13 protein-coding genes are annotated in these 12,898 nt (G+C 42.3%); all 13 read left to right on the top strand.

What is annotated here, in order from left to right:
* The first annotated feature begins 1 nt into the window (after position 1).
* The 13 genes from fliR to H2672_RS10230 all read left to right on the top strand — a co-directional run bounded on the left by fliR (position 2) and on the right by H2672_RS10230 (position 12,792).
* Positions 2–778, top strand: coding sequence for a flagellar biosynthetic protein FliR (gene fliR, locus H2672_RS10290; protein WP_186671229.1), 777 nt, complete (start codon positions 2–4; stop codon positions 776–778).
* Position 779: 1 nt separating this feature from the next.
* Complete coding sequence (gene flhB, locus H2672_RS10285) at positions 780–1,862, top strand: flagellar biosynthesis protein FlhB (protein ID WP_186671228.1); 1,083 nt, start codon at positions 780–782, stop codon at positions 1,860–1,862.
* A gap of 261 nt (positions 1,863–2,123) precedes the next feature.
* Positions 2,124–4,154: a flagellar biosynthesis protein FlhA gene (flhA, locus tag H2672_RS10280; protein ID WP_186671227.1), complete on the top strand. Its 2,031-nt coding sequence runs from the start codon at positions 2,124–2,126 to the stop codon at positions 4,152–4,154.
* Positions 4,154–5,266 carry a flagellar biosynthesis GTPase FlhF gene (flhF, locus tag H2672_RS10275; protein ID WP_186671226.1) on the top strand — a complete coding sequence of 371 codons (1,113 nt, stop codon included), beginning with the start codon at positions 4,154–4,156 and terminating at the stop codon, positions 5,264–5,266. The genes flhA and flhF overlap by 1 nt, the downstream gene beginning before the upstream one ends.
* A complete protein-coding gene (locus H2672_RS10270; RefSeq protein WP_186671225.1) occupies positions 5,259–6,125 on the top strand; it encodes a MinD/ParA family protein in 867 nt (288 codons plus the stop codon). Before flhF ends, H2672_RS10270 begins: the two co-directional genes overlap by 8 nt.
* 1 nt (position 6,126) lies before the next feature.
* On the top strand, positions 6,127–7,263 hold the full coding sequence (locus tag H2672_RS10265; RefSeq protein ID WP_186671337.1) for a protein-glutamate methylesterase/protein-glutamine glutaminase: 1,137 nt from the start codon (positions 6,127–6,129) through the stop codon (positions 7,261–7,263).
* Positions 7,264–7,276: 13 nt separating this feature from the next.
* A complete protein-coding gene (locus H2672_RS10260; RefSeq protein WP_186671224.1) occupies positions 7,277–9,298 on the top strand; it encodes a chemotaxis protein CheA in 2,022 nt (673 codons plus the stop codon).
* A 15-nt stretch (positions 9,299–9,313) separates the two neighbouring features.
* Positions 9,314–9,781 carry a chemotaxis protein CheW gene (locus H2672_RS10255; RefSeq protein ID WP_186671223.1) on the top strand — a complete coding sequence of 156 codons (468 nt, stop codon included), beginning with the start codon at positions 9,314–9,316 and terminating at the stop codon, positions 9,779–9,781.
* Complete coding sequence (locus H2672_RS10250) at positions 9,771–10,403, top strand: chemotaxis protein CheC (protein ID WP_186671222.1); 633 nt, start codon at positions 9,771–9,773, stop codon at positions 10,401–10,403. Before H2672_RS10255 ends, H2672_RS10250 begins: the two co-directional genes overlap by 11 nt.
* 1 nt (position 10,404) lies before the next feature.
* Entirely contained in the window at positions 10,405–10,899 is a 495-nt protein-coding gene (locus H2672_RS10245; RefSeq protein ID WP_186671221.1) for a chemotaxis protein CheD, read from the top strand.
* 308 nt (positions 10,900–11,207) lie between these two features.
* Positions 11,208–11,990, top strand: coding sequence for a FliA/WhiG family RNA polymerase sigma factor (locus tag H2672_RS10240; RefSeq protein ID WP_186671220.1), 783 nt, complete (start codon positions 11,208–11,210; stop codon positions 11,988–11,990).
* On the top strand, positions 11,987–12,286 hold the full coding sequence (locus H2672_RS10235; protein ID WP_186671219.1) for an RNA polymerase subunit sigma: 300 nt from the start codon (positions 11,987–11,989) through the stop codon (positions 12,284–12,286). The genes H2672_RS10240 and H2672_RS10235 overlap by 4 nt, the downstream gene beginning before the upstream one ends.
* A gap of 5 nt (positions 12,287–12,291) precedes the next feature.
* Positions 12,292–12,792 carry a DUF6115 domain-containing protein gene (locus tag H2672_RS10230; RefSeq protein ID WP_186671218.1) on the top strand — a complete coding sequence of 167 codons (501 nt, stop codon included), beginning with the start codon at positions 12,292–12,294 and terminating at the stop codon, positions 12,790–12,792.
* The last annotated feature ends 106 nt before the right edge of the window (positions 12,793–12,898 follow it).

The raw sequence follows: 12,898 nt of genomic DNA, 5'->3' as shown, positions 1-12,898 counted from the left end.
AATGGAAGAATTAGTACCTTCATTAGCCGCATACTTACTTATACTGACCCGAGTCACTGCTTTTTTTGTTACACTTCCACTATTTTCTTACCGTGCAATACCGGCTACCCAGCGTATCATTTTTGGTGCTTTGCTAGCGTGGGCAATGGTCTATACAGTCGACATGCCTGAGCTGGAGATTGATGGGGCATACCTCTTGTTAGTTGTAAAAGAGGCCATGACAGGATTATTCATTGGCATCATCGCATTCATCGTTATGTCTGCTATTCAAGTTGCCGGTGGTTTTATCGATTTTCAAATGGGTTTTGCGATTGCGAACGTAATTGATCCGCAGACTGGAGCACAATCTCCACTTCTTGGTCAATTCTTTAACTCGTTGGCCATCCTGTTGTTACTGGCACTAAACGGCCATCATATGCTTTTAGATGGTATTTTTTATAGCTATCAATTTCTTCCGGCGGACCAACTGTGGCCGGCCTTTGGAAAAGAAGGGGTAGTCGATTTCGTCATTCGGACTTTTGCAACCTCATTCGCAATTGCTTTCCAAATGTCAATTCCAATTGTTGCAACATTATTCCTTGTCGATATAGCACTTGGAATCACTGCAAGAGCAGTGCCACAATTAAATATTTTTGTTATAGGATTCCCAATCAAGATTGGGGTTAGTTTCGTCGTTCTGTTTATTATGATGGGTGTTATGGTCCAAATGATGAAGAAATTGTTTGAAGTGATGATGATCAGTATGCGGGACTTGATGTTAATTCTTGGAGGTGGCTAGTATGATGTTGCGGCTTGATCTGCAATTCTTCGCAGGGGAAAAGACCGAAAAAGCCACTCAGAAAAAACGTCAAGATTCCCGAAAAAAAGGCCAGGTATTAAAAAGTCAGGACGTTACAAGTGCAATCCTACTACTATCCGTGTTCCTTTTCCTGTTTTTTGCTGCAGGATTTATGAGGGACCGCTTTTTCATGTTTTTCCATCAGGCATTCACTGAATATCTTCCTATATCGAATCTAGATGAGGATCAGGCAATGCTCATTTATGGAGATGTCTTAATTCAAATGGCATTTCTTCTATTGCCTGTCATGCTAATTGCGGTTGTTGCAGGAGTGGCTGGGAATATTTTTCAATTCGGTTTGCTTCTTACCGCTGAACCGCTGAAAATGGATTTGAAGAAAATAGATCCAATCAAAGGGCTTAAGCGGATTTTTTCGATCCGTGCCATTATTGAATTGATGAAGTCCATATTGAAAATTTCATTTATTGGAACAACTACTACGCTTATTCTTGTGGCGAATATTGATAAAGTACTAGGGCTGGCATTTAAAAGCCCCTGGGACGTATTAACGACAATTGGGCAACTTGCCGCATTGATGGGAATAACAGCAGCATTTGTCTTGTTGTTCATATCCATTTTAGACTTTATGTATCAAAAATATGACTATGAAAAAAATCTTCGGATGTCCAAACAGGATATTAAGGATGAATATAAAAACTCCGAAGGGGATCCGCTTATAAAATCCAAAATTAAGCAGCAGCAACGTGAAATGGCGATGCGACGCATGATGCAGGAAGTGCCTAACGCAGATGTCGTTATCACGAACCCGACCCATTATGCGATTGCACTGAAGTATAAGGACGGGGATATGGATGCGCCCATCGTTGTCGCAAAAGGTGTCGATTTCGTCGCTCAAAAGATTAAATTGATTGCCACTGAAAATAACATTGTCATGGTAGAAAATCGACCACTCGCGAGAGCGCTTTACGACGATGTTGAAATTGGTGGAAGGATTCCTGAAGAGTTCTTCAAAGCGATAGCTGAAATACTTGCGTATGTATACAGAATTCAACGTAAAATTTGATTTGGTCAACAGGAGGAAGGATGTAGTTCAATCCTCCCATCCTGTTGACCAAAAGCCTCCGACGTACAGGACGTACTAGTGCCGACGTTGCCGCAGGACGCGGCTCCTTTAGTCGGCCGGCGAATGTCGCAGATTTTGAAAGGAGTGAAAAGGCAACCTAAGTTCGCCGCATCCTGCGTCCTGCTTGCACAACCTCAATTCAAAATCTGGACGCAAACACTCCAAGGCGTGTTTGATTAAATACTAGAAAGTAGGGATGACATGAAATTCAGAGATATAGGAGTACTCGCGGCGGTAATTATGATTGTTGCGATGCTTGTCATCCCGCTTCCACCATGGCTTTTGAGTTTCTTGATAATTATAAATATTACACTTGGACTTTTAGTTCTTTTAACAGCCATGAACATGCAGGAAGCGTTACAGTTTTCAATTTTTCCTACCTTATTACTCTTGCTTACACTTTTCCGTTTGGGCCTTAACGTTTCAACGACCCGGGCAATTTTGTCAAACGGAGATGCGGGTGGAGTTGTTGAAACGTTCGGTACCTTTGTTACGGGAGGAAATATCGTCGTCGGTCTCGTTATCTTCGTTATCCTTGTCATTATTCAGTTTATCGTCATTACAAAAGGTGCGGAGCGGGTATCTGAAGTAGCAGCCCGTTTCACGCTTGATGCAATGCCAGGGAAACAGATGAGTATCGATGCTGACTTGAACGCCGGTATGATTTCTGACACGGAAGCGCGTATGAGACGTGAAAAAGTCAGTAATGAAGCCGACTTTTACGGAGCCATGGACGGGGCAACAAAGTTCGTTAAAGGAGACGCAATCGCCGGTATCATTATCGTCATTATAAACCTGCTTGTCGGAATGATCATTGGGGTAGTTCAAATGGGGCTACCATTCGCGGAAGCCGCTTTGCTCTTTTCACAATTGACAGTTGGTGATGGTATCGTTTCACAAATACCAGCGCTGCTTATTTCAACTGCAACAGGTATTGTCGTAACACGTGCCGCGTCTAAGGGCAATCTAGGTACCGATATTATCAGCCAGCTTTTTGGAGAAGCAAAATTACTTTACGTCGCAGCTGCAACAGTATTTTTACTTGGGCTTGCTACACCTATTAACGACATACTTACAATTCCGGTTGCGATTACGCTTGCAGCCGGGGCCTATCTAATGTCTAAGAAGGTCGTAGAAGATCCTAAGGAACTGCTGGAGATGGAAGAAGATGTTGAAACGGAAGGTCTGAAAAGCCCGGAGAATGTTGTCAATTTGCTAAATGTAGACCCAATTGAATTCGAGTTTGGCTATGGGCTTATTCCGCTAGTAGATGCGACGCAGGGTGGGGATTTACTCGACCGTGTTGTCATGATTCGTAGGCAGTTGGCAATTGAGCTGGGCCTCGTTATCCCGGTTGTTCGTATTAGGGATAATATCCAGTTACAACCAAATGAGTATAGAATCAAGATTAAGGGAAGTGAATTAGCAAGAGGGGAATTACTTCTTGATCATTACCTAGCAATGAGTCCGGGCGGAGACGATTCGATTGAAGGTATTGATACAATCGAGCCATCATTCGGACTTCCGGCTAAATGGATAACGGAAGATGTCAAAGAAGATGCAGAGATTCTTGGTTATACGGTTGTCGACCCACCAAGTGTTGTTTCGACGCATCTGACAGAAGTAATTCGTGCGAATGCTGCGGACTTGATTGGCCGTCAAGAAACAAAACAATTGGTCGATCACGTGCGTGAAACGTACCCGATACTTGTCGACGAGCTCACACCTACACCGTTATCGATTGGTGAAATTCAAAAAGTACTTGCGAAGTTGCTGAACGAGCATGTCTCAGTACGGAACTTGCCAATCATCTTTGAAACACTTGCGGATTATTCGAAATATACATCAGACGTCGACGTCTTAACAGAGTATGTTAGACAGGCTCTTGCAAGGCAAATTACAAATCAGTACGCGACGACTGGTCAATTGCTCAAAGTACTGACCGTCTCTGGCAAAGTTGAGAAAATGATTGCGGATAGTATCCAACAAACGGAACAAGGTAATTATTTATCACTAGACCCACAACATTCCCAGGAAATCCTCGAATCGATTGCAGGGGAAGTAGAACGTGTCGCACTGATGGATCAATCGCCGGTTGTCCTTTGTACGCCAGCAATCCGCATGTATTTGAGGCAAATAACGGAACGATATTTCCCTCAAATTCCAGTGTTATCATACAATGAACTTGAAGCTTCAATTGAAGTCCAAAGTGTTGGGGTGGTGGATATCTGATGAAAATGAAAAAATATACAGCGGAAACAATGGTAGAAGCCATGAAAAAAGTTCGTCTGGACTTTGGTGATGATGCACTTATCCTTAGTTCAAATGTCATTAAATCCAAAGGGTTCTTAGGTTTGTTTAAAAAGAAGTCTGTGGAAGTGGTTGCGGGTTTTGATGAACCGGTCTCAAGAAAAGAAGAAACAGTTCTCCCATCTATTTCATTGCATGCTGAAAGAGGCGACGATACTTCCGGAGTCTTAAAAAGAGAAATGACCGAAATGAAAAAAATGTTGAAGGATATGCAGCAAGCCGCTACCCATTCCCGTTTTCCAAATGAAGTGAAACCGTTACTTACGCATCTTGAAAAACAGGGATTGTCTGCAAATTTCATCACTGAGTTGGGTGAACATCTTTACGATAGGATGAAAGTGGAGAAAAAAGATTTCACAAATGAAGAGCAGCTTGTCATTGTGAAACAATTACTTGAACGGGAAATTGGTGATTTACCGTTCGGGGGCATTTCTTTCAATAAAAGATTCATTAATGTTCTTGGACCAACAGGTGTTGGAAAGACCACAACTATTGCCAAAATTGCTGCACGGGCACTTCTTGAAAAAAAGAAGAAAATCGGTTTTATCACCACTGATACGTACCGAATTGCAGCGATTGAACAACTTCGTACATATGCGAACTTGTTGCAAGCTCCAGTGGAAATTGCATATAATAGCAAGGATTTCGAACAAGCAATCGAGAAATTGGCTGACCGTGATCTGATATTTATTGATACCGCAGGTCGAAATTACAAAGAGGCTAAATTCGTAGAAGATTTGACTCGTCTAATCGATTTTTCGCTTGATATGGAATCGTATCTAGTTCTTTCTATGACATCTAAAGAGGAAGACATGCGGGCAATCATTGAACAGTTCAAGTCATTTTCCGTTGAAAAGTTCATCTTCACTAAAATGGATGAAACCGGCTCAATTGGTCCGATGTTTAATCTGATGAAGGATTATGGTATTGGAACCGCGTATTACACGGATGGTCAGGAAGTGCCGGAAGATATTACCGATGCAGATAGTATGAAACTGATTTCCTTGTTAGTAAAGGGTGCTTATGATGCGTGATCAGGCGGAAACACTTAGGCTCAAGATGCTGAAATCCCAAGGTAAACTGTCAAAATCGATTGCTATAGTCAGTGGTAAAGGTGGTGTTGGGAAATCGAATTTCTCAACAAATTTCGCCCATGCCCTTTTAGCTAAAGGTAAGAAAGTAATTATCATTGATATGGACATTGGAATGGGTAACATCCACATTCTACTTGGGATGGCACCGCGGAATAGTTTGACAGACTATTTACTTAATAAGGTAGAAATAGATGAAGTGGTAAATGAAGCACCTGGAGGATTGTCGTTCATTTCTGGCGGTTCGGGGCTGGATATGGTTATGGAATGGTCGGCAGCTATGTTCGACAGGCTAATCCAAGCGTTTGAACATTTACAACAAAGATATGATTTCATCTTGTTTGATATGGGAGCGGGCGCAACGCAACGTTCAATTGAATTGATTGTCTCTGTGGATGAGATTATTGTCATTTCGACAACTGAACCAACATCCATCACTGATGCCTACTCCATGATGAAATTTATTTGCTTGCAAGATCCCGATAAGGTATTCAGCATCGTCAGTAACCGTGTTTCAAAGGGCGATGATGGCAATGATGCTGTTACGAGACTTCAATATGCTATGCGTAAGTTCTTAGGGAAAGAGACTAAAATTCTAGGTTTCCTGCCTGAAGATCCAGTCGTTCATAAGGCCGTGCTTGCGCAGGAGCCATTTTTGCTTCTCTATCCCAAAGCTCCTATATCCCAAAGAATGATGGCAATTGCAGAGTCGTTTGTTAGTCCAAGTTCTGATGAGGGGTTCAAACAAGGAGAAGGATTCCTCGGTAAAATGAGAAGTTTATTTGCGAAAGGGCGTGGATGATTTGAGTACAGGCAATCGCAAGAAAGTGCTTGTTGTGGATGATTCGGCATTTATGCGTAAGCTCATATCCGACTTCCTGTCGGGCCATCCGGAAATTGAAGTAATAGGGACTGCACGCAATGGTAAAGAGGCTGTCGAAAAAGTGCAAACGTTGAAACCTGACGTTGTGACCATGGATATTGAAATGCCAATTATGGATGGTCTCGAAGCGTTAAAAGAAATTATGGCGAGCCATCCAGTACCGATTGTCATGTTGTCAAGTACAACGAAAATTGGAGCAGAAAATACCATACTCGCTATGGAATACGGTGCAGTTGACTTTGTCGCGAAGCCGGGTGGGGCAATATCCTTGAATCTTCACGAGGTGAAAGAAGAAATTCTGGGGAAAGTCATTGCCGCTTCGGGCGTACGGCTGTCTACGCTGACAAGAAAGTATACAGGGCGACGTTTGACGCAGCCGATTAGTTCAAAAACGGTTGATAAAGCTGTTGAAATACCCACCTTTTTCCCTAATCGGAGTCAGCTAACAAATGTGTCCAAATATAAGATTCCCAAAACAGGCAAAACATTTGTTGTAATAGGCACATCGACGGGGGGACCTCGGGCACTACAAGAGGTACTAACGGGTTTACCCGCTTCAATCGGTGTTCCAATACTTGTTGTTCAACATATGCCTCCAGGTTTTACAAAATCTCTTGCAGATAGACTGGACGGTCTTTGTGATATTCAAGTAAAAGAAGCAGAAGATGGCGAGTTACTTGAAAAGGGTACAGCCTATATTGCACCTGGTGGAAAACATCTTAAAATGATAAAAAAAGGCCTGTCCTACTATGTCCGACTAGACGCGGTCGATCCCCCGCGTGCAGGACATCGACCGTCCGTTGATGTTCTTCTAGAGTCAGCTGCCGAGTACGGGGAGTTGAACTTTTTGACCGTTATTATGACAGGCATGGGGTATGACGGGAAAAATGGTATGGAAGTATTACGGAGAAACGGTAAAACAATAACGATTGCTGAATCGGCAAAGACATCTGTCGTATATGGCATGCCAAAAGCAATTAAAGAAGCTGGTTTTGCTGATAAGGTCGTGGACTTACACGATATATCAGAATCAATCATAGGTATCATAAAGTCTTAAAGGAGGCGTCACGATGGATACAAGTCAATACTTGGAAATGTTTATAGATGAGAGTAAGGAGCATCTACAAGCATGCAACGAGCATCTGTTGGAACTCGAGAAAAACCCGCTAAATCTTGCCATTGTAAATGAAGTATTCCGGTCCGCTCATACGTTGAAAGGGATGTCGGCAACAATGGGATATGAAGACATCGCCGATCTTACACATATGATGGAAAATGTATTAGACGCAATCCGTAATTCAAAGATTCGTGTGACAACTGAAATTTTGGACGTCGTTTTGCAAGCTGTCGATTACCTTGAAGAGATGGTTATGGATATCGCCTCAGGTGGAACAGGAAAAAAAGATGTAACCAAACTTGTAGAATCATTGAACAGGATTGAAGTAGGTGGGGCGGTAGTAGCTGAAACTGCAGCAGCCGTTGTACTTGAAGATGAAGTTAGTCATGAAGATTCACTAAGTTATGATGGGTACGAAATGACTGTCATTAGTCAATCATTTGAGCAAGGCTTCAGCGCATTTGAAATTAATGTGAAACTACGAGACGATTGTTTATTGAAAGCAGCAAGGGTGTATATGGTATTTGAAATACTGGAAAAATCCGGTGAAATCATTAAATCTGAACCCAAAGTAGAACGGCTTGAAAATGAAGACTTTAACGAAACGTTTACAGTGGCACTTATTACAAAAGAAGATGCGGATGTCTTGAAAGCCAAAGTATTGAAAGTGTCCGAAATTGAAAGTGTGACTGTCATTCCTGTTAAAACTGATTATTTGATGCGCGATGCAGATGAAGAGCCTGCTAAAGAGACAGAATCGATTGCGCCTACTAGTATCGATGCAGAAACTAAAAAAGGAAAACGTAACTCAGGGGTGCAATCCGGTAATAAAACTATCCGGGTGAATATTGATAGACTCGATGTTCTTATGAATCTGTTTGAAGAGCTGATTATTGATCGGGGGAGACTTCAATCAATCGCAAGTGAAATCCATAACCCAGAATTAAATGAAACGGTCGAACGGATTACGCGTGTATCTGGTGATTTGCAAAGCATCATCTTGAACATGCGCATGATACCGGTTGAGACAGTATTCAATCGTTTCCCTAAAATGGTCAGGCAGTTGGCACGTGATCTTAACAAGAAAGTCGAACTCGAAATCATTGGAGCTGAAACTGAACTTGATCGAACAGTTATTGACGAAATCGGGGATCCGCTCGTTCACTTGATTCGTAATGCACTGGATCATGGCATCGAAAGTCCAGCTGAGCGAGTTGCAAAAGGAAAGCCTGAGGAGGGTACAGTAACACTACGTGCTTATCATTCAGGTAATCATGTATTTATAGAGCTTGAAGACGATGGAGCTGGTGTCAATCGTGAACGCGTGCTTGCAAAAGCAATTAAAAGCGGCATTGTTACAAAAGAGGCGGCTGAATCGCTCACGGACCGTCAAGTAGCTGAACTTATTCTTGCATCAGGTTTCTCGACAGCTGAAAAGATTTCGGATGTATCTGGACGAGGCGTAGGGTTAGATGTCGTGAAAAACACCATTGAATCGCTCGGCGGGTTTATGTCAATTGAATCGAAAGAAGGACAAGGTTCATTGTTCCAAGTACAACTTCCATTAACGCTATCTATCATTTCCGTTATGCTAGTAGAGTTGAAAAAAGAAGTGTTTGCGATTCCGTTGTCATCAATCATTGAGACGGCTATCATTCAGACTTCTGAAATTATGAATGCACATAACCAACAAGTTATCGATTTCCGTGGCAATATCATTCCATTATTAAATTTGACGGAAATTTTCGAAATACCCGAACGAAATAGTGAGTCGGATGACTATCTGTCTGTAGTTATAGTCCGTAAAGGCGAAAGATTAGCGGGACTGGTTGTCGATTCATTCATCGGGCAACAGGAAATTGTGTTGAAATCGCTTGGTGATTATTTGCAAAGTGTATTCGCGATATCTGGTGCAACGATTCTTGGAAATGGACAAGTTGCACTCATTGTCGATTGCAATGCATTGATTAAATAAGTGGGGGTGAAGAATATGACTGACAAACTCAATCAAAAAGAAATGAAAGTAATCGTTTTTCAATTGTTGGATATGGAGTATGCCATCAGTGTTGATATCGTTCAGTCAATCGAGAAAGTACTTTCGATTACTCGGGTTCCCAAAACGCCGGCTTATGTTAAGGGAGTCATTAACCTTAGAGGAATAGTTACACCAATTGTCGACTTACGTGAGCGGTTTGGCCTCACATCAAAAGAGATGGATGACAGTACAAGAATAATTATTGTCACTTTGGACGAATTTGATGTAGGGCTAATTGTAGATGCCGCGAATGATGTACTCGACATTCCAGTGAATGCAATCGAACCACAACCGGAAGTTGTCGGTTCCGTTGAATCAGACTTCATATCAGGTGTTGCAAAAGTTGGAAAACACCTACTTGTTATGTTGAATCTAGATAAAGTTCTTGAGCCTGTGAAGCGGGTGACGTCAGATGAACTCTGACAATTCAATTACAGATATGCATCTTGATGTATTGAAAGAAGTGGGGAATATTGGAGCTGCGCATGCGGCGACTTCATTGTCACAACTGCTTAACCGTAAAATCGATATGCATGTTCCGAATGTCAAACTGGTATCATTCGATGAAATGTGTGACCTTGCTGGTGGTGCCGAAACAATAGTTGCTGGAATCTACCTCCGAATTGAGGGGGATTTGTCTGGCAGCATGTTTTTCGTTCTTCCCGTTGAATCAGCAAATCACTTCATTAGAAAATTAATTGGGGACGAGACATTCGATTTTGCCTCTCCTAATCTACCTGAAATAGGTATATCCGCAATGCAAGAACTAGGCAATATTCTTTCGGGATCTTACTTGTCCGCACTGTCCGATTTTACAGGCTTGAAAATTTATCCCACAGTACCTTCGTTAAGTGTCGACATGGTTGGTGCAATCGTCAGTTTCGGACTAATTGAAGTATCTCATTATAGCGATGAAGTCATCGTTATTGATACGCAGATTCGAGAGGAAAGTGAGGGAGGAATTGCAAGTGTAGATGGTCACTTCTTCCTGCTCCCGGACCCTTCATCTTACATTACAATTTTTCGTTCACTAGGTGTAATGTGAGATGGTGATTTTGAACGAGGTAATTAGGGTAGGGATTGCGGATATGAATATCGTCAAGGAACCGATGACAATTAGAACCTCAGGACTGGGTTCATGTGTCGGAATTGTGCTTTACGATGAGCGCAAAAAAATTGCGGGAATGGTACATATCATGCTTCCGGATTCCAGTCTTGGTAAATCGGATCGCATTAATGTCGCTAAGTTTGCGGATACCGGTATATACGCGTTGATGGAATTGCTAAAGGCGGAAGGTGTCAGACCGATGGCTTTGAAGGCGAAAATTGCGGGTGGTTCACAAATGTTTCAATTCGGTTCAAGCGACACGATTCGCATTGGTCCGCGAAACGTTGAAGCTGTTAAACAAGAATTGAAACGACTGTCTATCCCAATTATTGCTGAAGACACAGGTGGGTCGAGCGGCCGCACAATTGAATTTAATCCTATAGAGTCAATGCTAAACGTTCGTACAGTAAACTTAGGGACGAAAGAAATCTGAAAATAGAGCGGATCAATTCGGCCGCAGGACAATTAAGCACGGCGGCTGGTCAGTCCAGTCGCCTTTTTTGAATGAAAGTATAAGTTTTTTCTACTTCAATCGGTGTCTAGACTCCAGGCGCCAGCCGCTCAGAGGCCCACAGGATGTGGTTCACGTAGCGGGTAGGGATTGAACTGTATCCCTTCTTATTGCCGCAGGACGCGGCGTACTTAAGCTGCGTTCCTTTTAGACGCCTTGCGCTTTTCTTACGTTTCTTTGCTATAATATAAGTAACTATGACGGAATCAGCATGGAAAGCGAGGGATTCGATGTCGAAACAGGGTTTAATGGAGGAAGATGTATGTTGGGACCTGTGGATTCATAATCGTGATCCCGAAGCAGGAGACGTACTTGTCCGTAAATACACGCCACTTGTTAGCTATCATGTGCAACGGATTAGCTCTGGACTGCCACGTAATGTGTCTCGAGACGACATAATGAGTCTTGGGCTTCACGGTCTATTTGACGCGTTGACGAAATTCGATCCGGGCAGGGATTTGAAATTTGATACGTATGCATCTTTTCGTATCCGGGGCACAATTATCGATGGTTTGAGAAAAGAAGATTGGTTGCCGCGTTCTTCAAGGGAGAAATCTAAAAAACAAGAAGAAGAAATTATGAAGCTTGAACAGAAGTTGCAACGTCATGCGACACCGGAAGAAATTGCTGAACATATGGGGATAAGTGTAAATCAGGTTTATCAGACTGTCCATGAACATTACTTTTCCAACGTTCTTTCGATTGATGAGAAAATCAATGATGATGACGATGAAGGACAAAAGTCGTTTGTCATAAAGGACGAGGGTACAAGAACACCTGAGCAGAAGACAATGATGACCGAATTGATTGGTGACTTGATCACTAAAATTAAAGAACTAAATAAAAATGAACAGCTTGTATTGAGCTTTTTTTATACAGAAGAAATGACTCTTACAGAAATCGGAGAAATTTTGGGTTTATCTACGTCGCGGATTTCTCAAATTCACTCCAAGGCGTTGTTCAAACTACGCAAACTATTAGCAGCTGAAATTGTTGATGGAGGGATTTTATGAGTCTGAAAGGGATTGAACTGCAAATTGCCATACCCAAGACTTTCGATGCGGGGAAAATCGCTGAACAAAAGCACCAACAAACCCAATTAAACCTAGACCATGCTAATTCTCTTATGGAACGGCAAGCATTAAAAGGTAAAGAAACTGTATTGAAATCGGAAGAGGCAGCGAAGACGGATTCGGATGGACTTCGACAGGAACAAAGTCAGCTTCAGGACGGAGATCCACAACAAAACGAAGAGGAAAAGAAGACGGTACACCCATACAAAGGTGCGTTTGTCGACTTTACAGGCTAATGACGATGATAACGATTTTCTTAGTGTTTTTATTCATCATACAAATAATAAGTTTTTACTTCCTAGCTTTGCTTTACACTAAAGTTACAAAGTTTGATGATCTTGAAAAAAAACAGCGCAAGCTTATGGCTGAAATGGACAATTCGATTGGCGCATACTTATCAGAGTTGAAAGACGAGAACGATCGCTTAATTGAACAGCTTACAGTCCATGATAAACAACCTACTCTCAAAAAAACAATAGTACGTGCTGCACAAGAATCCGCGACATCAGAAGAAGTCCGGCCCGTCATGCGTGCCAGCATACCTACGATGCCAGTTAATCTTGCTCTCAAGTCTTATAAGGCTGCAGCTCAGGTCCCAGAGGAGGCTGTTGCACCAGTAGAAGCCGGGGATGAACGAACACAGGTGAATAGACTGCATGACGCGGGACAGTCCATAGAAGAAATTGCTAAGCAACTAGGCAAGGGACGCACAGAGATAGAGTTAATCTTGAAATTTAGGTGAAGTAGGTTGCAATAAAGATAATCATATGGTATATTATCGAATGGTATTACTACACACGTGGACGGACGTCAGGAATGGTGCCGAAAGGTCGTTTTGGCGGATGAGG

Source organism: Sporosarcina sp. BP05 (assembly GCF_014282005.1).
GTDB lineage: Bacteria > Bacillota > Bacilli > Bacillales_A > Planococcaceae > Sporosarcina.
This window is presented reverse-complemented; position numbering and strand designations above follow the sequence as displayed.

Bases quoted from the DNA above. Each gene is read 5' to 3' on its own strand.
- H2672_RS10250 (WP_186671222.1), top strand. From the start codon at position 9,771: ATGAACTCTGACAATTCAATTACAGATATGCATCTTGATGTATTGAAA.
- H2672_RS10245 (WP_186671221.1), top strand. From the start codon at position 10,405: ATGGTGATTTTGAACGAGGTAATTAGGGTAGGGATTGCGGATATGAAT.
- flhF (WP_186671226.1), top strand. From the start codon at position 4,154: ATGAAAATGAAAAAATATACAGCGGAAACAATGGTAGAAGCCATGAAA.
- H2672_RS10270 (WP_186671225.1), top strand. From the start codon at position 5,259: ATGCGTGATCAGGCGGAAACACTTAGGCTCAAGATGCTGAAATCCCAA.
- H2672_RS10240 (WP_186671220.1), top strand. From the start codon at position 11,208: ATGTCGAAACAGGGTTTAATGGAGGAAGATGTATGTTGGGACCTGTGG.
- fliR (WP_186671229.1), top strand. From the start codon at position 2: ATGGAAGAATTAGTACCTTCATTAGCCGCATACTTACTTATACTGACC.
- H2672_RS10255 (WP_186671223.1), top strand. From the start codon at position 9,314: ATGACTGACAAACTCAATCAAAAAGAAATGAAAGTAATCGTTTTTCAA.
- flhA (WP_186671227.1), top strand. From the start codon at position 2,124: ATGAAATTCAGAGATATAGGAGTACTCGCGGCGGTAATTATGATTGTT.
- H2672_RS10235 (WP_186671219.1), top strand. From the start codon at position 11,987: ATGAGTCTGAAAGGGATTGAACTGCAAATTGCCATACCCAAGACTTTC.
- H2672_RS10260 (WP_186671224.1), top strand. From the start codon at position 7,277: ATGGATACAAGTCAATACTTGGAAATGTTTATAGATGAGAGTAAGGAG.
- H2672_RS10230 (WP_186671218.1), top strand. From the start codon at position 12,292: ATGATAACGATTTTCTTAGTGTTTTTATTCATCATACAAATAATAAGT.
- flhB (WP_186671228.1), top strand. From the start codon at position 780: ATGATGTTGCGGCTTGATCTGCAATTCTTCGCAGGGGAAAAGACCGAA.